Here is a 22,374-nt window from a genome sequence, read left to right as displayed (position 1 = left end):
TTCCCTTCATGACAAGTTGTTCATGAGTGTGGCTTTCACGCAACATAGATCAAGTGAGGTCGGCTCTGGCGGGGCGCGCCGACGCGCTTGGCTTTGTCGCGCGCGGCGCCTTATATGGATGGCACATGGCAGACGATCTTTTCGCGGCTCCCGCCGTACCCGGTGCAAAAACCGCCCCCGTTTATGATGCTTCGTCGATCGAGGTGCTGGAGGGGCTCGAACCGGTCCGGCGCCGGCCCGGCATGTATGTCGGCGGCACCGACGAACGCGCGCTGCACCACCTAGCCGCCGAAGTGCTCGACAACGCGATGGACGAGGCGGTTGCGGGGCACGCGACGCGGATCGAGATCCATCTGGAACCCGGCAATCGGCTGACGATCGTCGACAATGGCCGCGGCATCCCGGTCGACGCGCATCCGAAGTTTCCGGACAAGTCTGCGCTGGAAGTGATCCTGTCGACGCTCCATTCGGGCGGCAAGTTCGCGGGCAAGGCCTATGCCACCAGCGGCGGCCTGCACGGCGTGGGCATCAGCGTCGTCAACGCACTGTCGTCGGACACCGTGGTCGAGGTCGCACGCGACCGGCAACTCTATCGCCAGCGGTTCGCCCGCGGGCTGACGCTGGGACCGATCGAACCGCTCGGCCCGACGCCGAACCGGCGCGGCACCAGCGTGGCGTTCACGCCGGATACCGAGATCTTCGGCCCCGAACTCAACTTCAAGCCGGCGCGGCTCTACAAGCTCGCGCGGTCTAAGGCGTATCTGTTCGCAGGCGTCGAGATCCGCTGGAAATGCAGCCCCGAGCTGCTCGTCGACGACACGCCGGCCGAAGCCGTCTTCCAGTTTCCCGGCGGACTGTCCGATCATCTCCGCGACCAGATCGCGGGCCGTGAATGCGCGACCTCCGATTTCTTCGCGGGGTCGCAGGCGTTTCCGGGCGAGGACCAGGGCCGCGTCGAATGGGCGGTCGCCTGGCCGCTCTGGAGCGACGGGTCGTACAGCTGGTACTGCAACACTATCCCGACCCCCGATGGCGGCACCCACGAACAGGGCCTGCGCCAGGCGCTGGTCCGCGGCATCCGCGCATTCGGCGATCTGGTCGGGCAGAAGAAGGCGAAGGACATCACCGCCGACGACGTGATGGTCGGCAGCGAGCTGATGCTGTCGGTGTTCATCCGCGAACCGCAGTTCCAGAGCCAGACCAAGGACCGGCTGACCAGCCCCGAAGCCGCGACCCTGGTCGACAAGGCGATGCGCGACCATTTCGACCATTTCCTCAGCCACAACATGGAGCGCGGCAAGGCGCTGCTGAACTATGTGCTCGAGCGGATGGACGAGCGGTTGCGGCGCAAGCAGGAGCGTGACGTCAAGCGCAAGACCGCGACCTCGGCGCGGAAGCTGCGCCTGCCCGGCAAGCTGACCGACTGTTCGGCGAACTCGCCCGAGGGCACCGAGTTGTTCATCGTCGAAGGCGATTCGGCCGGCGGCTCGGCCAAGCAGGCGCGGGACCGGAAAACCCAGGCGATCCTCCCCATTCGCGGCAAAATCCTAAACGTCGCGTCGGCGACCAGCGCGAAGATCTTCGCGAACCAGGAGATCGCCGACCTGACGCTCGCGCTCGGCTGCGGCACGCGGAAAGACTGCACCGTCGAGACGCTGCGCTACGAACGCGTGGTCATCATGACCGACGCCGATGTCGACGGCGCGCATATCGCGACGCTGCTGATGACGTTCTTCTTCCAGGAGATGCCCGACCTCGTCCGTCGCGGGCACCTGTATCTGGCGCAGCCGCCGCTCTATCGCCTGACGTCGGGGACCAAGAGTCTGTACGCGCGCGACGATGCGCACCGCGCCGAGCTGGAGCGCACCGCGTTCAAGGGCAAGAAGGTCGACGTCGCCCGCTTCAAGGGTCTCGGCGAGATGAACCCGATGCAGTTGCGCGAGACGACGATGGATCCTGCGACGCGCGGCATGCTCCGCATCACGCTGCCCCAGGAATATGAGGAGCGGGCAGGGGTGAAGGACCTTGTCGACCGCCTGATGGGCAACAACCCGGCGCACCGCTTCGCCTTCATCCAGGAGAATGCGGGTCGCATGGACGAGGAAGCAATCGACGCATGAACGAAGCCCGTACCCGTCGCAGGGAAGCGACCATCGCCGCGTGGGCCAATTCGGACTGGGACGACGTCGCGCGCTTCATCGGGCCGAATGCGGAGCGTTTCGCCAGTGCGTGGGAGAAGGCGCGGACCAAGATGACGACGGCTGGCGGGGGACTTACCTTCACCTGGTGTTGGCCGGCGCTGTTCTTTGGTTTCGCGTGGTTCCTGTATCGTAAGCAATGGGCGGTTGGCGTCGTGCTGATCATCCTACCGTTGGTGATCGGGTATTTCTTTTCGGTGTCGGCCGGCGGCGGCGCGGCGATCTTCATCGCAATGATCGCCAAATCGACGATTGCGCAGGATGCCGTGACCAAGATCGCCAAGATCCGCGCAGCCGGTGGTGGCAACGCGGAAATCGCTGCGGCGGGCGGGGTGTCGGTGATGGCCGGTGTGCTGGGCGGGATACTCCTGCTGGTGGAGCTCGCGCTTGGCCTGATCGCCGCGGTAATGGATCAGCAGGCGCATCTGGCTAGTCTCAGCGCCGTCTAGAACCGCCGGCGCGATAAGCGGACACCGCATCGCGGCGTCGGCACCGCGCGATAGCAGAGGGTGTATGGTCGTTGCGATTGACGCACCCGCTGCGGTACCGATATGTGGCCGCGACGGGCGACCAGTGGTTCGCCCTTCTCGTTTCGGAAAGGAAGCGCTTGTGACCATCACCCCGCTCATGCCCGTCTACCCGCGGTGTGGCGTGCGTCCGGTCCGAGGCGAGGGCGCCTATCTGATCGGCGAGGACGGCCAGCGGTATCTGGATTTCGCCAGCGGCATCGCGGTCAACGTGCTCGGCCATGGCCACCCGCATTTGACCAAGGCGATCGCCGAGCAGGCCGCGACGCTGATGCACGTGTCGAACCTCTATGGGTCGCCGCAGGGTGAGCATCTCGCGCAGCGGCTGGTCGATCGGACCTTTGCCGACACCGTGTTCTTCACCAATTCGGGCGCGGAAGCGGTCGAGTGCGCGATCAAGACCGCGCGGCGCTATCACTTCGCGAACGGCAATCCGCAGCGGCACACGCTGATCACCTTCGACACCGCGTTCCACGGCCGTACCCTGGGGACGATCTCGGCGACCAACCAGGCCAAGATGCGCGACGGGTTCGAGCCGCTGTTGCCGGGCTTTGCCTATGCCAAGTTCAACGATCTCGAAGGCGCGTTGGCGCTGATCGACGACAACACCGCTGGTTTCCTGGTCGAGCCGATCCAGGGCGAGGGCGGTATCCGCCAGGCTACCCCCGAGTTCCTGACCGGCCTGCGGAAAGCCTGCGACGAGCACGGGCTGTTGCTGGTGCTCGACGAAGTCCAGTGCGGCTATGGCCGGACCGGCAAGTTCTTCGCGCACGAACTGTACGGCATCACCCCCGACATCATGGCCGTCGCCAAGGGCATCGGCGGCGGCTTCCCGCTCGGCGCGTGCCTTGCGACCGAGGAAGCCGCCAAGGGCATGGTCGCCGGCACCCACGGATCGACCTATGGCGGCAATCCGCTGGCGATGGCGGCGGGCGAGGCGATCCTCGACGTGATCCTTGAGGACGGGTTCTTCGACAACGTCACGTCGATGGGCGATCGGTTGCGGCAGGGGCTCGAACAGATGATCCCCAACCACGATCATCTGTTCGACAGCGTCCGCGGCACCGGGCTGATGCTTGGGCTGAAGCTGAAGAGCGACGCGCGTGCGTTCGTCGCGTTCGCGCGCGATCATCACAATCTGCTGCTGGTGTCGGCGGGCGAGAACGTCGTCCGCATCCTGCCGCCGCTGGTGATCGACGAGAGCCATATCGCCGAATGCATCGACAAGCTGTCGACCGCCGCCCGCGTCTACGTGCCGGCCGCCGACGACTGAAACCGATCCTCCCCGGAACGGGGAGGGGGACCATGCGACGCATGGTGGAGGGGGATCGCCCCGCAGTGTCGCGTCCGTGGGGGCCCTCTCCATCATGCGCTATGCGAACGGTCCCCCTCCCCGTGCCGGGGAGGATAGTATGCGCCATTTCCTGAATCTGACCGACGCCGGAGCCGATGGCATCGCCGCGATGCTCGCCGATGCGCTCGATCGCAAGGCGGCTCGCGTCGGCTTCCCCAAAGGCCGCGCCGATGTCGATGCGCCGCTTGCCGGGCATACGCTGGCGATGGTGTTCGAGAAGAATTCGACGCGCACCCGGTTCAGCTTCGACATGGCGATCCGCCAGCTAGGCGGCAGCTCGATCGTCGCCGATGCGGGCAGCATGCAGCTCGGTCGCGGCGAGAGCATCGCCGATACCGCACGCATCCTGTCGGGCTATGTCGACGCGATCATGATCCGCACCGACGATCACGCCAAGATCGAGGAGATGGCGCACTACGCCAGCGTGCCCGTGATCAACGGCCTGACCGACGCGTCGCATCCGTGCCAGATCATGGCCGACCTGCTGACGATCATCGAAAGCGGCAAGGCGTTGCCCGGATTGAAGGTCGCATGGCTCGGCGATGGCAACAACGTGCTCGCCTCGATCGTCGAGGCGGCCGGGCTGATGCAGTTCGACGTCGTCGCGGCGTGTCCGCAGGGGTTCCAGCCAGAGGAAGAGGCGATCGTCCGCGCCTCCGGCCGGGCGCGCGTCGTGTCCGATCCGCGCGAGGCGGTCGAGGGGGCGGACATCGTCGTCACCGATACCTGGATCTCGATGGGCCAGGCGAATGCCGAGACCAAGCTGACGGCGCTGGCTCCGTACCAGGTCGATGCGGCGCTGATGGCGGCAGCTAAGCCCGATGCGAAGTTCATGCACTGCCTCCCCGCGCATCGCGGCGAAGAGGTGACGCCGGACGTCATCGACGGTCCGCAATCGTTGATCTGGGCGGAGGCGGAGAACCGACTGCACGCGCAGAAATCGGTGCTGCGCTGGTGCTTCGGGCAGATCGGGTAGTCCGTCATGCTGAACTCGGTTCAGCATCCACCTTTCCACGAGCGCCAACGCTTGTGGAAAGGTGGACCCTGAAACGAGTTCAGGGTGACGGTTGGGAGGGGCGCGGTTGACCAAGGCGGGCCGCTCCCCATCTTTGCTCGCATGACCGACCCCAACACCACCGACCTCGATCGCGCGCTTGCGTTCGCAATCCCCGAGCGCAATGCCCGCGGACGCATCGTTCGCCTCGGGCCGACGCTCGACCGTGTCCTGTCCGCGCACGCCTACCCGCCTGCGATCGAGGCGTTGCTCGCCGAGGCGCTGACGCTGGCCGCGCTGATCGGCGCGACGCTGAAGGATGCGAGCGGCCAGCTGACGATGCAGACGCGGACCGAGACCGGCGTGGTCCAGTTGCTGGTGTGCGACTATCGCGGCGGCGAGGTCCGCGGATACGTCCAGTACGATGCCGACAAGCTGGCCGAGGCGCCGGAGAAGCCGAGCCTGTTCGCGCTGTTCGGCAAGGGTTATCTGGCGATCACCTTCGACCTGGAGACCACCGGCGAGCGCTATCAGGGCATCGTGCCGCTCGACGGCGAGACGCTGGCCGAGGCGGCGCAGAGCTATTTCCTGCAGTCCGAACAGATCCCGACGCTGATCCGGGTCGGTATGCGCAAGGGCCCCGACGGCGCCTGCGTCGCGGGCGGGCTGTTCCTGCAGCATCTGCCCGAGGGCGAGGACGGCCGCGAGCGGCTGCATACCAAGCTCGACCATCCGGAATGGGAGCATGTCGCGATCCTGGGCGGGACCATCGCCGTGGACGAGCTGACCGACCCGGCGCTCCCGCTGGAGACGGTGATCTGGCGGCTGTTCAACGAAGAAACCAATGTCCGCATCCATGCCGACATCCCGATCGTGCGCGGCTGCCGCTGCGATGCCGCCTATATCGCGGGCGTGCTCGCCAAGTTTCCGATCGAGGAAAGGCGCGAGATGGCGGACGAGGCGGGGATGATCGTCGTCGACTGCGCTTTCTGCGCGCGGAAGTTTCCGGTCGCGGCCGAGGAAGTCGCATAGGTCCTTAACGCGATCTTCACACCTTCAACGCTAGGGGTGGCGGGTGCTCTTTTTACTTCAGCACGTTTTCTCCCTTATGGCGCTCCAAGCGCCAACCTAGGGCCGCTCGCAGGGGCGGCCCTTTCTTTTTGCCCGCCGCTGGCCTAGCGCGTGGCGCATTATGACATCCTCCCCAATTGCGGTCGTGCTGGTTTCCGGCGGGCTGGACTCGATGGTATCCGCGGCTTCGGCGCGCGAGGCCGGGTATCGGCTGCTCGCGCTGTCGATCGACTATAACCAGCGCCACCGCATCGAACTCGACGCGGCGCACCGGGTCGCCGAGGCGCTGGGCGCCGAACGCCATATCGTCCTGCCGCTCGACCTGTCCGCGTTCGGCGGCTCGGCGCTGACCGCCGATATCGACGTGCCCAAGGATGGGGTCGGAGAGGGTATTCCCGTCACCTACGTCCCCGCGCGCAACACGATCTTCCTCAGCCTCGCGCTAGGATGGGCCGAGGCGGCGGGCGCCCGCGACCTGTTCATCGGCGTCAACGCGCTCGACTATTCGGGCTATCCCGATTGCCGGCCGGAATTCATCCAGGCGTTCGAGGGGCTCGCCGAGCTCGCGACCAAGGCCGGCGTCGAGGGCGCGCCGTTCCGTATCCGCGCGCCGTTGCAGCACATGACCAAGGCCGACATCGTCCGCGAGGGCACCCGCCTCGGGCTCGACATGGGCCTCAGCTGGTCGTGCTACGATCCGGCCCCCGGCCCGAATGCCGAAAGCGTGCATTGCGGCGAATGCGACAGCTGTCGGCTGCGGTCGAAGGGCTTCGAAGAGGCCGGGATCGCCGATCCGACGGTCTATGCGGTCCGGCCCGCCTGAGCATGAGCTACGCGGTCAAGGAAATGTTCCTGACGCTGCAGGGCGAAGGGGTGAACGCCGGGCGCCGTGCGGTGTTCGTGCGCTTTGCGGGATGCAATCTGTGGTCGGGGCGCGAACAGGACCGCGCGACCGCGGTCTGCAAGTTCTGCGATACCGAATTCGTCGGCACCGATGGGCTGGGCGGCGGCAAGTTCGCCGATGCCGGCGCGCTGGCGGCGGCAGTCGCCGGGTTCTGGGGCGAGGGCGAGGCCGACCGCTTCGTCGTCCTGACCGGTGGCGAGCCGATGCTGCAGATCGACGACGCCGTCGTCGATGCGCTCCACGCGCACGGGTTCCGCATCGCGGTGGAGAGCAACGGCACGATCGCGGCGCATCCGGGGATCGACTGGGTGTGCATCAGCCCGAAGGCCGGCAGCGTGGTCGTGCAGCGGACCGGCGACGAGCTGAAGCTGGTCTGGCCACAGCCGGGAACGGACATCGTCGCGGTCGAGGGCTGGGACTTCGCGCATCGCTTGCTGCAGCCGCTCGACGATCGCCATGCCGACGCCAACCGCGAGGCGTGCGTCGAGATGGTGATGCGGCGGCCGGCATGGCGGTTGTCGCTGCAGACGCACAAGCTGCTGGGCCTGCGCTAACCCCGCCTACGTCATCCTGACGAACGTCAGGACCCAGGGTGCCAAGCGCCAACGCCCATAACCCTGGATCCCGGGACAAGCCCGGGATGACGGAGTTACCGCTGCGCCACGCCAACCCCGGCGGGCGGCCAGTTCTGCGCGCCGCACTTCTTCTCGACCCACTCGCCCTTCTTGTTCCAGCAGATCTCGTCGAGCCGCGGCTTGTTCACCCGGTCGCGACCGATGTAGCGCGGGAAGCGCTGCTCGCCCCAAGGTGTCAGGCTGTTGCGCAGCTCGCGCGAGCGCGCCATCGCGAGGTCGCCGAACGCGCCGCGCGGCGTGAACAGTGCGTCGCGGCCGATCGAAGCCGCGGTCTGGCAGAAACCATATTGCGCAGCGACGGTGGCGAAGCTCGAATAGGTGCGGGTGCCGAACTGGTCGAGCGCGGTCTGGCCGGCCTTCGCGGTCTTGTTGGTTCTCGTGAAGTACTTCCCCAGCGTGTCGAACGCGCCCTTCAGCTCGACGGCGTGATCGGCGATCACGCCATTGTAGTTGTCGACGGTCAGCAAGGTCGGTTCGAACTGGCATTGCAGCGCGGCGACGTTGAGCGCGGCGCGCATGTGCCAGACCAGCGCGGCGCGCTGCTCGGCCTTGGTCGCGCCGGGCATCGCCTGGCCCAGGCCATCTTCGGTGCCGTCTACGGCAGCGGCGCTAAAGTCGTGCGACTGCATGAAAAACTGCGCGGACGCAGGAGCCGCCAGAGCCAGCACGCCCGACCCGGCGCACACCGCGAGCGCGATACGCAACACCTTCATTTCGAAACCTCCCCGGGGCAATCCCAAGCATCGGGAATCTAGCGTGTTTTGCGCCCGTTCCCAAAGCCATTTAACCAAGATCGCCGACCGGTGGAAGGCGTAACGGGACGGACATACGAAAAGGGCCGCCCGGTTGCCCGGGCGGCCCTTCCGCATCATAATTTCCGGTTAGGGAAATTACATCGCGTTGGTCGTGGTAGCGTTCGACATCATCGTGTCGTTCGCCATCATGCTGTCGTTGGCCATCATGCCACCGTTCGACGCGCCGTCGACGGCGGTCATGTTGTCGGTCATGGTGTCCATGCCCTCGGTGGCGTTCATGTCGGTGACCATCGTGTTGTCGGTCGTGGTCTCGGTCTTCGGACCGCAAGCCGAAACTGCCAGTGCGGCGGCGGCGATCATCGAACCCGTCAGAACCTTGGAAATCAGTGAACGCATATGGAAGCTCCCTAGATAGAGGATCTGGTCGGGCCTGTTTGACCTTAATACCCAAATCACAGTGGACATTAATCCGATAACGCCTTGGTCTCAAGCGCCGTTTTCGGACGCCAAAGAAAGTGTTTCAGCGAATGCTCCCGCCGTCAACGCAAGCGCGTCGTCAAAGGTTGCGTGGCTGGCCGGAATGCCGAGCGCTTTCAGGCTGGTAACCGGGTCGGGCAGGCCGCACGGCACGATGCCCGAAAAGTGCGACAGATCGGGATCGACGTTGACCGCGAAGCCGTGGAGCGTGACCCAGCGCCGCACCCGAACGCCGATCGCGCCGATCTTTGCCTCGCGGCCGCCGAAATTGCGGTGGTCGAGCGTCCAGATCCCGACCCGGCCGGGGATGGCGAAGGCCTCGACCCCGATCTCGGCCAGCGCGGCGATCACCCAGGCCTCGAGTGCGTGGACGTAGCGCCGGACGTCGCGCCCGCGTCGGGCCAGGTCGAGCACGACATAGCCGATCCGCTGGCCGGGCCCGTGATAGGTGTATTTGCCGCCCCGCCCGGTCGCAATCACCGGGAAGCGCGCGTCGAGCAGGTCGATCGGATCCGCGCTGGTGCCTGCGGTATAGACCGGCGGGTGTTCGAGCAGCCAGATGAGTTCCCGCGCGGTGCCGTCGGTGACCCCGGCGGCGCGCGCCTCCATCTCGACCAGCGCGACATCATAGGCGGTCAGGCCGGCGCTGACGCGCCATTCGATGTCGTCGGGCAGGGGGGGCGGAAGCTGCGTCATGGCCCCCATCTGCGCAGTGCGGCGGATGGTTGCAACCATGTGGTCAATCGGCGGGGCTTCGGCTACGTCGCGCACGGCGTAACGGGAGTGCGACATGGTAAGAATGGGGAACGTCTGGGACCGCACGGTCGAGGTGCTGTCGGGCCGCGCGGGGATGATCGCGACGGTCGCGCTGCTCGGCCTGTTTCTGCCTGCGGTTATCCGCGATACGGTCGTGCTCTATTCGGTCATGGCATCGGTGGTCTTCGCATACCTCGTCGTCGGATCGGTACTGTCGGTGGTCGCGCTGCTGTTCTCGACCTGGGCGCACCTCGCGATCGCTGCCATCGCGACCGATCCCGCGACGACCCGCGCGGAAGCCGGCCGGCAGGCCCGCGCACGGCTGTTGCCGGCGTTCGGGATCACCTTCCTGATCGGCCTGGTCATGATCGTCGCGCTGGTGCCGCCGATCCTCGCGCTGGCCTGGTCGGGGTTCGATTTCTCGCTCATGCTCGCAGAAGGCAGCGCCGCAAGCGCCAACATGCCTTCGGCCGGCGCTGCGGTCTTCGCATCGCTCTATGTCCTCATCCTGAGCATCGCGATCCTGTGGGTCGCGGCACGGCTGGTGCTGCTGTACCCGATCATCCTCAACGAACGCCTCGGGCTCGGCGCGATCCGCCGCTCGATCGCGCTCACCCGCGGCATGACCTGGCGGATCATCGGCGTATTCGTGCTGTTCACGATCGTCGTCACGATCGGCACCAAGGCGGTGCAGGCCGTCGTCGGCGTGACCCTGGGTCTGGTCCTTGGCAAGGCGGCGAACTTCCCGACCAGCGTCGCCGTCACCCTGGTCTCGGCCGGGTTCACCGCGGTCGCCGCAGTCTTCATCGCGCGCCTGTATGTAGCATCAGCCGGGGCACCGACATCCGAATGAAACTCGACTTCGCGACCGTCCTGACCGACGCCTGGGCGCTGTTCAAGCGCGACCGCGACCTGTTGCTGCGGATCGCGGCGCCGTTCCTGTTCCTGCCGGCGTTCGCGCTGGCGCTGGTCGTGCCCGATCCGCCGATGCCGGTGGCCGGGGCCAGCAACAACCAGGCGCAGGCGCTGGTCTGGGCCGATCAGGTCACCGCCTGGGCCAGCGCCAATGGCGGCTGGTACGGCCTCGCCTATGCGATCAGCTTCTTCGGGACCTCGCTGTTCTATGCGCTGTATCTCGATCGCAGCCAGGGCGAGCAGGGGCTCGATATTGCCACTGCGATGAAGCGGTCGGCGACGCTGTTCCCGCGCTATCTGCTGGCGATGGTGCTGGTGTCGTTGCCGGCCGGGGCGGGGCTGCTGCTGTATGCGCTGCCCGGCCTGTACATCCTCGGCAGGACGATGCTGACCGGGCCGGCACTGTTCGCGGACAGTCCGATCGGGGCGTTCGCGGCGATCCGCCGCAGCCTGACGCTGACCCGCGGATCGGGGCTGCCGCTGATGGGGCTGGCGGCGTTCAGCTATATCAGCGGGTGGATCATCGGCGAGCCGTTCATGATGATCGACCGCTGGATGCGCACCAACGCGCAGGAAAACCCGGTGGTGCTGGCGCTGGTCGATGCCGGCGCGGCGGCGGCGGCGATGGCCGCGGGACTGGCGATGGCGCTGATCGCGATCTCGGCCTATCGGCGGCTCGCCAGATAGGGGATCTGCGGCGCGGACTCGACCGGCAGCAGCCCGAACGCGCGTGGATCCTGGAACGTCTCGATCGTCCGCTTGATCGCCGCAAACCCCTGCGCCCGGTAGAAGCCGAGCGCGGCTGGGTGGTCCAGCGTGCAGGTGTGCAGCCACACGCGCTCCACCCCCTTGGCCCAGGCGCGGGCAAGCGTCTCTGCCATCAGCCAGCGACCATGGCCCTGCCCGGCGAGTTCGGGGACCAGCCCGAAATACGAGATTTCGCACGTCCCCGCGGTGCGAAAGTCGAGCTCGACCATGCCGATCTCGATCCCCGCCGCATCGACCACCGCGTACACCGCGATCCCGTCGTCGTGGATGATCGCGGACAGCGCGGCATCGGTCATCGTCAGCCGCGAGAACCACAGCCACGGTGCCCCGACCCGCGCGAACAGCGTGCGATACCGGTCGAGCGCGGGATGGTCCCAGCGCACCAGCCGGAACCGCGACGCCGGGACCGGGCGCAACGGCGGGCGCCGGCGCATCTCCAGCGTGGTGACGATCGTCGCGAGCTGGTCGTCGGCGACCGGGATCAGCGCCATCCGGTCACGCCCATGTGGCGACCGGGGGCAGGCTCATCAGGATCGCATCGACGTTGCCCCCCGTCCTCAGCCCGAACGACGTGCCGCGGTCATAGACCAGGTTGAATTCGGCGTAGCGGCCGCGCCACGCCAGCATCGCGGCGATATCGTCGGCGTCGAACGGCGTGTCCATCCGGCGCCGCACGATCGCCGGATAGCTCGCCAGGAACGCATCGCCGACATCGCGGGTCAGCGCGAAATCCGCGTCGAAATCGCCGTCGAGATGATCGTAGAAGATGCCGCCGACGCCGCGATGGACCTGACGGTGCGGGATATAGAAGTAGGTGTCCGCCCATTCCTTGAAGCGCGGATAGTAGCTCGGGTCGTGGACGTCGCACGCCGCCTTGAAGGTGGCGTGGAAGAAGTCGGTATCCTCCGCGATCGGTAGCGGCGGGTTGAGATCGGCGCCGCCACCGAACCAGCGCTTGGTGGTGGTCAGGAAGCGGGTGTTCATGTGCACCGCGGGCACATGCGGATTGGCCATGTGCGCGACCAGGCTGATCCCGGTGGCGGAGAAGCGCGGGTCCTCGCCGGCGCCGTTGATCGATTTGGCGAACTCACCCTCGAAGGTGCCGCCGACGGTCGAGACGTTGACGCCGACCTTTTCGAACACCTTCCCCTTCATCACCCCGCGCACCCCGCCGCCGCCGGGCTCGCCCGACGGATCGACGCGGTCCCACGGCGTGTAGCCGAACGACGCGTCGGAGCCCGCCTCGCGCTCGATCGCCTCGAATTCAGCGCAGATGCGGTCGCGGAGCGATTCGAACCAGGTTCGGGCGCCGGCTTGCTGGGGGTCGAGCGGGGTCATGGGGGCGCATGTATCAAAGTCGGCGCCCCGGGGGGAGGGGACGGATTGTCTACGCGTCCGTCATTCCCCCTCCCCCCCGTCATCCCGGGCTCGTCCCGGGATCCAGGGCCACACACGTCGCGCCTTGTTACCCTGGATCCCGGGACAAGCCCGGGATGACGTAGAAGGGGCGGTTACGATCCCGCCGCGTGCCGCGTCTGCCGCAGCGCTTCGCCCAGCACCATCGCCGCCGACACCCCGATGTTGAGCGAGCGAAACCCCGGACGCATCGGGATCACCAGACGCAGGTCCGCGCGCGCGTGAACGGTCTCCGGCACGCCGCGCCCCTCCGATCCGAGCAGCAGCACGTCGTCTTCGCGGAACTGCGTGTCCCACAACGGCGTCGCCCCCTTCGTCGTCAACAGCACGATCCGCCCGCGCGCGCTCGCCTCGAACGCCGCCCAGTCGACGTGGCGGGTGACTTCGGCCGCGTCGGCATAGTCCATCCCCGATCGCGCCATCGCCTGGCGGCTCCACGGAAACCCCATCGGCTCGATCAGGTCGACCGGCACGCCCAGGCAGGTCGCGGTCCGCAGGATGGCGCCGACGTTCGCGGCGATATCGGGTTCGTACAAGGCAATGCGCATCGCCGTGGCTGTAACGCGCCGGGCCGCGGAACAAAATGCTGTTGGCAAAGCACGATGTCGCCGTCTATCAGACAGCAACTTCCGTGAGGATGGTTGGGCAGGGGGGCGCCCGGACTTCGGACCGCGCCGGCCTGTCACGATAAGATTAGGTGCAAGGGCGAGATAGATGGCGGCTGTCGACGACATGGTTCCCCCAGGCGAGATGCCCGAGTCGTTGGAGCAGGGCTCGCATGATCCGCGCCGCCGCGACTTCATCAACATTGCCGCGGTGTCGTTCGCTGGTGTCGGTGCGGTTGCGATCGTGCTGCCGCTGATCAACCAGATGAACCCCAGCGCCGACGTGCTGGCACAGGCGACCACCGAGATCGACCTGTCCAAGATCCTGCCGGGCCAGGCGATCAAGACGTCGTTCCGCAAGCAGCCGCTGTTCGTGCGCAACCTGACGCCAAAGGAAATCCAGGAGGCCGACGCCGTCGATATCTCGACGCTGCGCGATCCCCAGACGCTGGAACAGCGCACCAAGGCGGGCAAGAAGAACTGGCTGATCACGCTGGGCGTCTGCACCCATCTGGGCTGCGTGCCGCTCGGCGCCGGCGAGGGCGAGAACAAGGGCCCGTTCGGCGGCTATTTCTGCCCGTGCCACGGTTCGGCTTACGACACCGCCGCCCGCATCCGCAAAGGTCCCGCACCGCAGAACCTGCACGTGCCGGAATACGCCTTCAACTCCGACACCGTCGTCACGGTAGGCTGAGGAAACGACCATGAGCTTTCCCTGGGCCAAGCAGTACGAACCGAAAGTCCCGCTGATGCGGTGGCTGGACGAGAAGCTGCCGTTGCCGCGTCTCGCCTACAACGCCATCGGCGCGGGCTATCCGGTGCCGCGCAACCTCAATTATTTCTGGAACTTCGGCGTGCTCGCCGGCGCCGCGCTGGCGATCCAGATCGTCACCGGCGTCGTGCTCGCGATGCATTATGCGGCGAATGGCGGGGTCGCGTTCGATTCGGTCGAGCACATCATGCGCGACGTCAACGCCGGCTGGTTCCTGCGCTATGCGCACGCCAATGGCGCATCGATGTTCTTCATCGTGGTCTACACGCACATCTTCCGCGGGCTGTACTACGGCTCGTACAAGGCCCCGCGCGAGATGGTGTGGCTGCTCGGCGTGACGATCTTCCTGCTGATGATGGCGACCGCGTTCATGGGCTATGTGCTCCCCTGGGGGCAGATGAGCTTCTGGGGCGCGCAGGTCATCACCGGGTTCTTCTCGGCGATCCCGCTGGTCGGCGACACCATCCGCGTCTGGCTGCTGGGCGGGTTCGCGCCCGACGACGCCGCGCTCAACCGCTTCTTCTCGCTGCATTACCTGCTGCCGTTCGTGATCGCGGGCGTGATCATCCTGCACATCTGGGCGCTGCACATCCCGGGGTCGAACAACCCGACGGGTGTCGAGGTGAAGGGCGAGCAGGATACCGTGCCGTTCCACCCCTATTACACCGCGAAGGACGGCTTCGGGCTCGGCATCTTCATGCTGGTGTTCGCGAGCCTGTTGTTCTTCTTCCCGAACTATCTCGGTCACCCGGACAACTACATTCCGGCGAACCCGCTTTCGACCCCCGCGCACATCGTTCCCGAATGGTATTTCTGGCCGTTCTACGCGATCCTGCGTGCCTTCACCGCGGACTTCATCCTTCCGGCGAAGCTGTGGGGCGTGCTGGCGATGTTCGGCTCGATCCTGCTGCTGTTCTTCCTGCCCTGGCTGGACAGCTCGCCGGTGCGGTCGAACAATTTCCGGCCCAAGGCGCGGATCGCGTTCTGGGTGCTGGTCGCCGACATCCTGATCCTGGGCTATTGCGGCGGCGCCCCCGCCAACGCGTTTTACGTGATCCTCAGCCAGATCTGCGCGGCCTATTACTTCGCGCATTTCCTGATCATCCTGCCGATCATCTCCCGGCTGGAGCGACCGCGCCCGCTGCCCAATTCGATCACCGAGGCGGTGTTGCAGAAGCGGGGCGGGACCAGCCCGGCCAAGACCGCTCTCTCGCCCAACCCTGCGCACTGATACGAACTCGAGGATAAATACATGGTTCGTCTCATCGCATCCCTGGTCGGCGCCGCGTTCGTGCTGGTGCTGGGCATCGCGCTCTTCGGCAGCGTGTACGGGGCCATCAAGGACCCCGTCGCACCGACCGCGGAGAGCCGCTATCATCTCCATCCGAAGGAGCTGGAGCTCGCGTCGAACGGCGTGTTCGGCAAGTTCGACCGTCGCCAGGTCCAGCGCGGCTTCCAGGTCTACAAGGAAGTCTGTTCGGCCTGCCACTCGCTGCGCCTCGTCGCGTTCCGCGACCTGCAGAAGATCGGCTATAGCGAGCCGGAAGTGAAGGCGATCGCCAACCAGTGGGTGATCGAGCAGCCGTCGATCAACCCGGAGACCGGCGAGCCCGCGACCCGCAAGAACATCCCGAGCGATCATTTCCCGTCGCCGTTCGCCAACGAGATCGCCGCCCGCGCCGCCAACAACAATGCGCTGCCGCCCGACCTGTCGCTGATCACCAAGGCGCGTGAGGAAGGCCCGGCCTATGTCCACTCGCTGATCACCGGATACCAGAAGCAGTCGCCCGCGATGCTGAAGGAGTTCCCCGACGCGAAGACGCCGCAGGGGCTGCACTACAACCCGTATTTCGCGAACCTCAACATCGCGATGCCGCCGCCGCTGACGTCCGATGGCCAGGTGACCTATGCCGACGGGACCAAGGCGACCGTCGAGCAGATGTCGACCGACGTCGCGGCGTTCCTGACCTGGACCGCCGAGCCTAACCTTGAGGCACGCCACGCCGCCGGGTTCGCGTCGATCCTGTTCATCCTGATCTTCTGCGGCCTGGCCTGGGGCGCGTATCAGAACGTCTGGCGAGACGTTAAGCACTGAGGCTGACGGATACCGATCGACCGAAACGCCGGGCCTGGTGCCCGGCGTTTTGCGTTTGGGCGCCCGCGCGTACCGGTAACGTCTGGACCTGACGAAGGCTTGCGTTCGTGGCCGATCCGGTGTGACTGGAACATCGACACCCCGCACTTGTTCTACGATCAATGGCGGCGCGTTGTGTCCGCTCTCCATCGTATGGGAGAATTTCGATGACGTTCAATCGGATCGGCGCAGTCGCGCTCGCAGTCGGCATGGCGATAGGCCTGGGCGGGTGCACCGACGGCTATGGCTATGGTGGTGCCGGCGTCGGGTACGCCAGCGACCCCTATTATGGCGGCGGCAGTTACTATGGCGCGGGCTACGGCGACGGGCTCGGTTACGGTGGTCTCGGCTATGGCGGGCTCGGATCCTATTACGGCTGGTACGGCGATTATTATTATCCGGGGTCGGGCGGCTATGTCTACGACCGCTACCAGCGTCCCCATCGCTGGAACGGCGACCAGCAGCGCTATTGGCAGGGCCGGCAACAGTACCGCGGCAACGATCGAGGCGGCACTCGCGGCAACTGGGGCGGCTTCAACCGTGGTGGGCGCGATGGCGTCCGCGGTGGTGGACGGGGCGACGGGCGGGGCGACGGCATCCCCGGCAACTACCAGGGCAACCGCGGCGGGCCGCGTGGCCAGTACGGCCGCGGACCGCGACCCGACGCGGCACAGGCCGTGCAGCCGCAATCGCAACAGGGCGGCCAGCCGACCGTGCGTGGCACCTACAACGGCAACCGCCCGAGCGGCGCGAGCCAGGGCTATCGCGGTGGCGGATTCCGTGGCGGCGGTGGCGGCTATCGCGGGGGCGGCGGACGCGGGCGGCGCTAACCCGCGCGTTTGATCAGGTACGCGTGGCGATCATGATGTTGGACACGAACGTCATGACCTTCACGTCGTCCTGGTTGAACACCGACATCCGGCTCTTGTAGATCCCCATCTCGGGACGCGAGGCCGAGGCCCGGGTCTCCAGTATCTCGGTCTCGCAACGCAGCGTGTCGCCGGGGTAGACCGGCTTCAACCAGCGCAGCTCGTCGATCCCCGGCGATCCCAGCCCCGCCTGCGGATCGACCTTCAGGTAATCAACCAGCATCGCCATCGTCATCGACGCGGTATGCCAACCGCTCGCCGCCAGCCGCTTGAAATGGGTGCGGGCGGCGGCCTCGTCCGACAGGTGGAACGGCTGCGGATCGTATTTCTGCGCGAACGCGATGACCTCTTCGCGGGTCACGGCATAGGCGCCGAACGACGCGGTACTGCCGACCTCGATATCGTCGAAATAGCGCATTCGATCCCTCTCTAGCGTTTCAGGACACTCTTGAACCGCGCATCGCTGCCGTCCAGTCCCGTCGCGGCCGGAAGCCCGATCAAGTCGCGCAGCAATGGTGCGACATCGACATTGTCGAACCGCGCGATGCGCTTGCCCGCGGCAAACCCCGGACCGTTGGCGATGAACAGCGCGGCCATGTCGGGCTGGGCATTGTCATAGCCATGGTTGCCGCCGGTGAACGGCTTGGCGGGCGTGGTCTTGAGCACCAGCCAGCCGTCGTCCGCCATGCACAGATAGGGCGGCACGCGCGGATTGCTGCCATAGCGCAGCCGTGCCGGGACCTGTGCCTTCGTATAGCAGGTCATGTGCGGATGCGGTTTCAGCAACGCCGCCGCCAGCGCCGCCTCGTGACCCGGAACCGGCGCCAGCGTCGCATACGGACCGGTCTCGACGGTGTGATAGTCGGCCGGGTTCGCGATCGTATCGAGCGCGATCACGCGCGTGCTCGACGTCGGGGCCATGCCGTGGTCCGAGACGATCACCAGGTTCGCGGTCTGTCCCAGCGCGGCGATGCCGTCGACCAGTCGCCCGATCGAGCCATCCACGTCGGCGACCGCCGCGGTCACCGCCGGACCGTCGGGACCCTCGTCGTGCCCGGCGCTGTCGACGGTATCGAAATAGAGCGTGACGAAGCGCGGCCGTGTCGCGGCCGGACGCCGGAGCCAGTCGATCACCGCATCGACGCGCTGCGGGCCGGAGATGTTGGCGTTGAAATCGGCCCAGTCCCGCGGCCGCTCCCCGCCGGGGACGATGCCGTGGTTGTTCTTCGGCTGGGTCGATCCCCAGGCGATGCTGGCGCCCGGCCAGAACTCGGTCGCGGTGCGGATTCCGGCCTTTTCCGCGGTGACCCAGATCGGCTCGGCGGCGTTCCACCAGAACGGGTCGTCGTTGGCGAGCGTGAACGGCGCGGTCGCGCGTGCCGGATCCTCCATGTCGTTGCCGACGATGCCGTGATGGTCGGGCACCAGCCCGGTCACCAGCGTCCAGTGATTGGGGAAGGTTTTCGAGGGGAACGACGGCCGCATCGACCCAGCCACGCCCTGCGCCGCCAGTTGCGACAACCGCGGCGTGACGCCGCGGTCGAGATAATCGGGGCGGAACCCGTCGATCGAGACGAGGATGGTGACGGGCGCGGCTGCGGGTGCGGCGGCGGTGGCGGCCGTCGACATGGGCGCCGGCGCGGCGATCGGAGCGAGCGCTGGCGGCGTATACGGATAGGCGCAACCGGCGAGCAGCAGCACGAACGGTCCGGTGATCATAGGCTTCATTGCGGCTGGCCTCGCATGGTGTCCGGCGCCCCTACGCCGCTCGGATGACAAGGGAAAGGCGCGCGCCGTCGTCTTTCACCATCATCTCCGTCATCCCGGGCTCGTCCCGGGACCCAGGGCCCCAAGCGTTGCGTTTTGTAACCCTAAATCCCGGGACGAGCCCGGGATGACGATGTGGCTTACAGTCCCAACGCGAACTTCGTGAACAGCGACCAACTTACCGGGTGCGCCCCGTAAGCCGCGTCGAGCGCCGCCGGCTTCGCATACGCCGCGACCGTCCCGCCCAGCGCGACGCCGAACGGCCCCGAGATCGGGATCCGATACGCATAGCCCGTCTCGGCCCTCGTCACCCGGAATGTCCGGTCGTGCAGCGCGTCCGCCTCATTCGGGAAGAGCTCGTCGTTGGCGACGTTCTCGACCCGGCCAAAGACCGCGTGGTGGCGGTCGATTTCCCACGTCGCCTCGGCCAGCAACGCGCTCAACGCCGGCCCCGGCGCGCGGTCTTTCAGCGCATAGGCGAACGTCGTGGTCAGTCCCCCGTTTGCGTACTGGACGCTGGCGGTGGTGCGGTTCTCGTCCTCGCCTGGGTGGCTTTCCTCGGGACTGTTCAACCGCCCATGGCTCACCTGCAGCGCCCAGTTCGCGGTCGGCGTCCACGTCCCGCGGACACTCCAGGAATCGAGTTTCGGGCTCTCGATGTTCCAGCGATACTCGTCGGGCTCGCGACCCTTGAATGCCGAACCCTCGAGCTGGAACGCGCCGGTCTGGTAGCCCGCCGTCACTACGCCGTACGTGATATGCGTCGAATCGAACCAGTGGTGCGTGATCGGCGACAGCGGCTGATAGCGCGCCGAGCCGCGATGCATGAATGCGCTCGGGCCCAGCGCCGGCTCGCCGACCGGCGCGGCATAGACGAACACGCTGCCGTCGCCGATCCGGTAGTCGGCGCGTGCGGACAGTTCCATGACCAGGTCGTGCGGGTGCTGGCGATCGACCAGCGGCTGGCCGTTCGCCACTTCGCCGGTCGCGAACAGGTTGGGATAGCCGCGTGCACCCATCGCGGGCTCCAGGCTGGCCATGCCGCGCAACTGCAGGTGCACCCGGTCGCCGTAATCGCGGTCGGCCATCAGCATCGCCATCGATTCGACGAACGCCTTGTCCGATCCGCGCTTGCCGCCCTGGTCGGTATAGACGCCCCAGGCATAGCCGTGCGCCATCAGCATCCAGTCGCCGGCGTGGATCATCCTGCCGCGCATCATCCCCTCGGCGCCGGGCAGCCGCGCGGTACCGCTGCCCATCTGGTACGCGTCGCCGCCCATGCCCATCGTCATCGCGGGCATTTCGGACATGGCAGGCATGGCGGGCATGGCATCGTGCGCCATCGGCGGCATCACGGGATCGGGCATGATCCGGTCGGGTCTGGCGTGATCCTTGACCGCGTGGTCCATCTTTCCATGGTCCATCTGGGCATGGTTCATTGGCGCGGAGTCGGTCGGCGCAGGGTCGGCGGGCATCGGCATCGCCATCTGGGCCCGCACGGCATGCGGCAGCATCAGGCTCGCGGCGGCGCCGGCGAGCAACATCGGTCGGTACATCGAAAATCTCCGGTGACAGGCAGGAACGGCGGGGCGGGGGCCCCGTACGGTCACGCCAGTCGCGGAGGGCGCAGGCCGGGCGCGATCGTCCCGCCGATGTCGAGCACGGCAGCGCGCTCGATCGGCGTCACCGGCTCGCGGAACGGTGCGCCAAGGACACGCGCCGCGCTCCAGTTCGACGGCGGCACGCACCCGATGCAGCCATGCGGCGGCGTCGCCTTCTGCTCGGGCGCATGATCCATCGGCCCGGACATCGGCCCGGACATCGGCATCGCGTGAGCCGCCGGGGCATCATGGCACCCCGCCGGCGCCGACGCGGGAAGCGCGAAGGCGGCAAGAAGCAGGGCCAGGATCAGGCGAGCGAGCATGGTCCCAGGATAGGTCGCGCGGCCACTACAAACAATCCTCCCCTTGCAGGGGAGGCGGCTGGCAAAGCCAGACGGAGGGGTGACACCTTCCAATTGGCGTGGACACCCCTCCGTCAGTCCTGCGGACTGCCACCTCCTCTGCAAGGGGAGGATCGAAGGATATCGCTGCTCCTGGGAGAGTAACCGTTCGTCGACGAACGCGGCACATGATCGCCGGGTGAGCCGCGCCTTTGCCCTTCTCGTCCCCATTGGGTCGGTAGCAACCTTCGCGGGTTATCGCGAAGGGCTGAACGACGACGGTATCGCCTGCGAGCCGTACCGCTAGCCGTTCCCCGGCGAACGCCGGGGCCCAGGGTCACGAACGCCAGCGCCTGTAACCCTGGGCCCCGGCGTTCGCCGGGGAACAGCCAGCGCCGGGGAACCGGGCGCCGCCTCAGCTGTGCAGGAAGTGCATCACGTCGCCGTCCTGGACGACATAGGTCTTGCCCTCTGCCCGCAGCTTGCCGGCCTCGCGCGCCTTGGATTCCCCGCCCAGCGAGACATAATCGTCGAACGCGATCGTTTCCGCGCGGATGAAGCCCTTTTCGAAATCGCCGTGGATTTCGCCCGCCGCCTGAGGGGCGGCCGCGCCCGCGTGGACGGTCCAAGCGCGCGCTTCCTTCGGGCCGACGGTGAAGAAGGTCAGCAGGTGCAGCAGGCTGTAGCCCGCGGTGATGACGCGGGTCAGGCCGGTTTCGGTCAGCCCCAGCTCGCCGAGGAACTCGCCACGCTCGTCGGCCGCCATCGTCGCGATCTCGGCCTCGATCGCGGCGGAGACGACCACCGCCTCGGCGCCCTCGGCCTTCGCCTTTTCGAACACCTTCGCCGACAGCGCGTTGCCGCCCGCCGCGTCTTCCTCGTTGACGTTGCAGACATAGAGCACCGGCTTGGCGGTGATCAGCTGCGCCTGCGCGAACACGCGAGCCTCGTCCTCGTCCTTCGGCACCGTCAGCCGCGCCGGCTTGCCCTCGCGCAGCAGGTCGAGCGCCTGGCCCAGCACCGCGGCGCCGATCTTGGCTTCCTTGTCGCCCTGCATGCCCTTCTTGGCGAGGTTGGGGACGCGCTTCTCCAGGCTCTCGAGGTCGCTCAGCATCAGCTCGGTCTCGACGGTCTCGGCGTCGGCGATCGGATCGACCTTGTTGTCGACATGCTGGATGTCGTCATTCTCGAAACAGCGCAGCACGTGGACGATCGCGTCGACTTCGCGGATGTTGCCGAGGAACTGGTTGCCGAGCCCTTCGCCCTTCGACGCGCCGCGGACCAGTCCGGCGATGTCGACGAAGCCAAGCTGCGTCTCGATGATCTTCTGCGATCCGGCGATCTGCGCGAGCTGGTCGAGCCGCTTGTCGGGGACGCCGACATTGCCGACGTTCGGTTCGATCGTGCAGAACGGATAGTTCGCCGCCTGCGCCGCCGCGGTCTGCGTCAGCGCGTTGAAGAGGGTGGACTTGCCGACGTTCGGCAGCCCGACGATGCCGCAGCGAAAACCCATGA

At 66.8% G+C, this 22,374-nt stretch carries 24 protein-coding genes; 13 read left to right on the top strand and 11 right to left on the bottom strand.

The annotated features are described in order from the left end of the window. The first annotated feature begins 125 nt into the window (after window positions 1-125). From parE to queE, 7 genes are all read left to right on the top strand, one after another. Complete coding sequence (parE, locus tag SJY20_RS14345) at window positions 126-2,120, top strand: DNA topoisomerase IV subunit B (RefSeq protein WP_380787594.1); 1,995 nt, start codon at window positions 126-128, stop codon at window positions 2,118-2,120. Then, entirely contained in the window at window positions 2,117-2,647 is a 531-nt protein-coding gene (locus SJY20_RS14340) for a DUF2628 domain-containing protein (protein WP_380787593.1), read from the top strand. The genes parE and SJY20_RS14340 overlap by 4 nt, the downstream gene beginning before the upstream one ends. Window positions 2,648-2,807: 160 nt before the next feature. After that, the gene (locus SJY20_RS14335; protein ID WP_380787592.1) at window positions 2,808-3,998 is read left to right on the top strand and encodes an aspartate aminotransferase family protein; all 1,191 of its coding nucleotides are present in this window, start codon (window positions 2,808-2,810) and stop codon (window positions 3,996-3,998) included. Between the two features lie 139 nt (window positions 3,999-4,137). Further along, window positions 4,138-5,055, top strand: a complete 918-nt coding sequence (argF, locus tag SJY20_RS14330) for an ornithine carbamoyltransferase (RefSeq protein WP_380787591.1) — start codon at window positions 4,138-4,140, stop codon at window positions 5,053-5,055. A gap of 141 nt (window positions 5,056-5,196) precedes the next feature. Next, the gene (locus tag SJY20_RS14325; protein ID WP_380787590.1) at window positions 5,197-6,105 is read left to right on the top strand and encodes an Hsp33 family molecular chaperone HslO; all 909 of its coding nucleotides are present in this window, start codon (window positions 5,197-5,199) and stop codon (window positions 6,103-6,105) included. 160 nt (window positions 6,106-6,265) lie between these two features. After that, the gene (gene queC / locus SJY20_RS14320; protein WP_380787589.1) at window positions 6,266-6,967 is read left to right on the top strand and encodes a 7-cyano-7-deazaguanine synthase QueC; all 702 of its coding nucleotides are present in this window, start codon (window positions 6,266-6,268) and stop codon (window positions 6,965-6,967) included. A gap of 2 nt (window positions 6,968-6,969) precedes the next feature. Further along, window positions 6,970-7,602, top strand: a complete 633-nt coding sequence (queE, locus tag SJY20_RS14315) for a 7-carboxy-7-deazaguanine synthase (RefSeq protein WP_380787588.1) — start codon at window positions 6,970-6,972, stop codon at window positions 7,600-7,602. A gap of 95 nt (window positions 7,603-7,697) precedes the next feature. Here queE and SJY20_RS14310 read toward each other — a convergent pair whose 3' ends face one another. From SJY20_RS14310 to lipB, 3 genes are all read right to left on the bottom strand, one after another. Beyond that, entirely contained in the window at window positions 7,698-8,396 is a 699-nt protein-coding gene (locus SJY20_RS14310; RefSeq protein ID WP_380787587.1) for a hypothetical protein, read from the bottom strand. Window positions 8,397-8,573: 177 nt separating this feature from the next. Continuing rightward, window positions 8,574-8,834 (bottom strand): hypothetical protein, encoded by a 261-nt coding sequence (locus SJY20_RS14305; RefSeq protein ID WP_380787586.1) that lies wholly within the window; start codon window positions 8,832-8,834, stop codon window positions 8,574-8,576. 90 nt (window positions 8,835-8,924) lie between these two features. Further along, the gene (gene lipB / locus SJY20_RS14300) at window positions 8,925-9,611 is read right to left on the bottom strand and encodes a lipoyl(octanoyl) transferase LipB (RefSeq protein WP_380787585.1); all 687 of its coding nucleotides are present in this window, start codon (window positions 9,609-9,611) and stop codon (window positions 8,925-8,927) included. Between the two features lie 94 nt (window positions 9,612-9,705). Here lipB and SJY20_RS14295 point away from each other — a divergent pair, with 94 nt between their 5' ends. Then, window positions 9,706-10,524, top strand: a complete 819-nt coding sequence (locus SJY20_RS14295) for a hypothetical protein (RefSeq protein ID WP_380787584.1) — start codon at window positions 9,706-9,708, stop codon at window positions 10,522-10,524. Beyond that, entirely contained in the window at window positions 10,521-11,273 is a 753-nt protein-coding gene (locus tag SJY20_RS14290; RefSeq protein ID WP_380787583.1) for a hypothetical protein, read from the top strand. Before SJY20_RS14295 ends, SJY20_RS14290 begins: the two co-directional genes overlap by 4 nt. On the opposite strand, the gene SJY20_RS14285 is transcribed toward SJY20_RS14290, so the two are convergent. The 3 genes from SJY20_RS14285 to SJY20_RS14275 form a co-directional block, all read right to left on the bottom strand. Then, window positions 11,252-11,845, bottom strand: coding sequence for a GNAT family N-acetyltransferase (locus tag SJY20_RS14285; protein ID WP_380787582.1), 594 nt, complete (start codon window positions 11,843-11,845; stop codon window positions 11,252-11,254). The two genes, SJY20_RS14290 and SJY20_RS14285, sit on opposite strands and share 22 nt — an antisense overlap. 4 nt (window positions 11,846-11,849) lie before the next feature. Next, complete coding sequence (hemF, locus tag SJY20_RS14280; protein WP_380787581.1) at window positions 11,850-12,692, bottom strand: oxygen-dependent coproporphyrinogen oxidase; 843 nt, start codon at window positions 12,690-12,692, stop codon at window positions 11,850-11,852. Window positions 12,693-12,865: 173 nt separating this feature from the next. Continuing rightward, window positions 12,866-13,318, bottom strand: a complete 453-nt coding sequence (locus tag SJY20_RS14275) for a tRNA (cytidine(34)-2'-O)-methyltransferase (RefSeq protein ID WP_380787580.1) — start codon at window positions 13,316-13,318, stop codon at window positions 12,866-12,868. 184 nt (window positions 13,319-13,502) lie between these two features. Here SJY20_RS14275 and petA point away from each other — a divergent pair, with 184 nt between their 5' ends. From petA to SJY20_RS14255, 4 genes are all read left to right on the top strand, one after another. Then, a complete protein-coding gene (gene petA, locus SJY20_RS14270; RefSeq protein ID WP_380788717.1) occupies window positions 13,503-14,069 on the top strand; it encodes a ubiquinol-cytochrome c reductase iron-sulfur subunit in 567 nt (188 codons plus the stop codon). 10 nt (window positions 14,070-14,079) lie between these two features. After that, window positions 14,080-15,378 carry a cytochrome bc complex cytochrome b subunit gene (locus SJY20_RS14265; RefSeq protein ID WP_380787579.1) on the top strand — a complete coding sequence of 433 codons (1,299 nt, stop codon included), beginning with the start codon at window positions 14,080-14,082 and terminating at the stop codon, window positions 15,376-15,378. A 21-nt stretch (window positions 15,379-15,399) separates the two neighbouring features. Continuing rightward, window positions 15,400-16,242 (top strand): cytochrome c1, encoded by an 843-nt coding sequence (locus SJY20_RS14260; RefSeq protein ID WP_380787578.1) that lies wholly within the window; start codon window positions 15,400-15,402, stop codon window positions 16,240-16,242. Window positions 16,243-16,448: 206 nt separating this feature from the next. Beyond that, entirely contained in the window at window positions 16,449-17,111 is a 663-nt protein-coding gene (locus SJY20_RS14255; RefSeq protein ID WP_380787577.1) for a hypothetical protein, read from the top strand. A 13-nt stretch (window positions 17,112-17,124) separates the two neighbouring features. Here the strand turns inward: SJY20_RS14255 and SJY20_RS14250 are convergent, their stop codons facing one another. The 5 genes from SJY20_RS14250 to ychF form a co-directional block, all read right to left on the bottom strand. Continuing rightward, window positions 17,125-17,568 carry a MaoC family dehydratase gene (locus tag SJY20_RS14250; RefSeq protein WP_380787576.1) on the bottom strand — a complete coding sequence of 148 codons (444 nt, stop codon included), beginning with the start codon at window positions 17,566-17,568 and terminating at the stop codon, window positions 17,125-17,127. An 11-nt stretch (window positions 17,569-17,579) separates the two neighbouring features. Further along, the gene (locus SJY20_RS14245) at window positions 17,580-18,878 is read right to left on the bottom strand and encodes an ectonucleotide pyrophosphatase/phosphodiesterase (RefSeq protein ID WP_380787575.1); all 1,299 of its coding nucleotides are present in this window, start codon (window positions 18,876-18,878) and stop codon (window positions 17,580-17,582) included. Between the two features lie 179 nt (window positions 18,879-19,057). Continuing rightward, a complete protein-coding gene (locus SJY20_RS14240; protein WP_380787574.1) occupies window positions 19,058-20,473 on the bottom strand; it encodes a hypothetical protein in 1,416 nt (471 codons plus the stop codon). A gap of 50 nt (window positions 20,474-20,523) precedes the next feature. Further along, window positions 20,524-20,841 carry a hypothetical protein gene (locus SJY20_RS14235; RefSeq protein ID WP_380787573.1) on the bottom strand — a complete coding sequence of 106 codons (318 nt, stop codon included), beginning with the start codon at window positions 20,839-20,841 and terminating at the stop codon, window positions 20,524-20,526. 433 nt (window positions 20,842-21,274) lie between these two features. Next, the gene (gene ychF / locus SJY20_RS14230; RefSeq protein ID WP_380787572.1) at window positions 21,275-22,372 is read right to left on the bottom strand and encodes a redox-regulated ATPase YchF; all 1,098 of its coding nucleotides are present in this window, start codon (window positions 22,370-22,372) and stop codon (window positions 21,275-21,277) included. Window positions 22,373-22,374: the final 2 nt, after the last annotated feature.

This window comes from Sphingomonas sp. R86521, assembly GCF_042466235.1.
Classification (GTDB): Bacteria; Pseudomonadota; Alphaproteobacteria; order Sphingomonadales; family Sphingomonadaceae; genus Sphingomonas.
Note: the sequence above shows the minus strand (reverse complement) of the source record. Positions and strands in the feature narration are given on the sequence as shown.

What these genes read in the sequence shown, in the direction of transcription:
- SJY20_RS14260 (WP_380787578.1), top strand. Translation starts at nt 15,400, where the DNA reads ATGGTTCGTCTCATCGCATCCCTGGTCGGCGCCGCGTTCGTGCTGGTG.
- ychF (WP_380787572.1), bottom strand. Translation starts at nt 22,372, where the DNA reads ATGGGTTTTCGCTGCGGCATCGTCGGGCTGCCGAACGTCGGCAAGTCC.
- SJY20_RS14255 (WP_380787577.1), top strand. Translation starts at nt 16,449, where the DNA reads ATGACGTTCAATCGGATCGGCGCAGTCGCGCTCGCAGTCGGCATGGCG.
- SJY20_RS14235 (WP_380787573.1), bottom strand. Translation starts at nt 20,841, where the DNA reads ATGCTCGCTCGCCTGATCCTGGCCCTGCTTCTTGCCGCCTTCGCGCTT.
- queE (WP_380787588.1), top strand. Translation starts at nt 6,970, where the DNA reads ATGAGCTACGCGGTCAAGGAAATGTTCCTGACGCTGCAGGGCGAAGGG.
- SJY20_RS14295 (WP_380787584.1), top strand. Translation starts at nt 9,706, where the DNA reads ATGGTAAGAATGGGGAACGTCTGGGACCGCACGGTCGAGGTGCTGTCG.
- SJY20_RS14305 (WP_380787586.1), bottom strand. Translation starts at nt 8,834, where the DNA reads ATGCGTTCACTGATTTCCAAGGTTCTGACGGGTTCGATGATCGCCGCC.
- SJY20_RS14245 (WP_380787575.1), bottom strand. Translation starts at nt 18,878, where the DNA reads ATGAAGCCTATGATCACCGGACCGTTCGTGCTGCTGCTCGCCGGTTGC.
- SJY20_RS14240 (WP_380787574.1), bottom strand. Translation starts at nt 20,473, where the DNA reads ATGTACCGACCGATGTTGCTCGCCGGCGCCGCCGCGAGCCTGATGCTG.
- SJY20_RS14285 (WP_380787582.1), bottom strand. Translation starts at nt 11,845, where the DNA reads ATGGCGCTGATCCCGGTCGCCGACGACCAGCTCGCGACGATCGTCACC.
- argF (WP_380787591.1), top strand. Translation starts at nt 4,138, where the DNA reads ATGCGCCATTTCCTGAATCTGACCGACGCCGGAGCCGATGGCATCGCC.
- parE (WP_380787594.1), top strand. Translation starts at nt 126, where the DNA reads ATGGCAGACGATCTTTTCGCGGCTCCCGCCGTACCCGGTGCAAAAACC.
- SJY20_RS14290 (WP_380787583.1), top strand. Translation starts at nt 10,521, where the DNA reads ATGAAACTCGACTTCGCGACCGTCCTGACCGACGCCTGGGCGCTGTTC.
- queC (WP_380787589.1), top strand. Translation starts at nt 6,266, where the DNA reads ATGACATCCTCCCCAATTGCGGTCGTGCTGGTTTCCGGCGGGCTGGAC.
- SJY20_RS14265 (WP_380787579.1), top strand. Translation starts at nt 14,080, where the DNA reads ATGAGCTTTCCCTGGGCCAAGCAGTACGAACCGAAAGTCCCGCTGATG.
- SJY20_RS14310 (WP_380787587.1), bottom strand. Translation starts at nt 8,396, where the DNA reads ATGAAGGTGTTGCGTATCGCGCTCGCGGTGTGCGCCGGGTCGGGCGTG.
- SJY20_RS14340 (WP_380787593.1), top strand. Translation starts at nt 2,117, where the DNA reads ATGAACGAAGCCCGTACCCGTCGCAGGGAAGCGACCATCGCCGCGTGG.
- SJY20_RS14250 (WP_380787576.1), bottom strand. Translation starts at nt 17,568, where the DNA reads ATGCGCTATTTCGACGATATCGAGGTCGGCAGTACCGCGTCGTTCGGC.
- lipB (WP_380787585.1), bottom strand. Translation starts at nt 9,611, where the DNA reads ATGACGCAGCTTCCGCCCCCCCTGCCCGACGACATCGAATGGCGCGTC.
- SJY20_RS14325 (WP_380787590.1), top strand. Translation starts at nt 5,197, where the DNA reads ATGACCGACCCCAACACCACCGACCTCGATCGCGCGCTTGCGTTCGCA.
- SJY20_RS14275 (WP_380787580.1), bottom strand. Translation starts at nt 13,318, where the DNA reads ATGCGCATTGCCTTGTACGAACCCGATATCGCCGCGAACGTCGGCGCC.
- petA (WP_380788717.1), top strand. Translation starts at nt 13,503, where the DNA reads ATGGTTCCCCCAGGCGAGATGCCCGAGTCGTTGGAGCAGGGCTCGCAT.
- hemF (WP_380787581.1), bottom strand. Translation starts at nt 12,692, where the DNA reads ATGACCCCGCTCGACCCCCAGCAAGCCGGCGCCCGAACCTGGTTCGAA.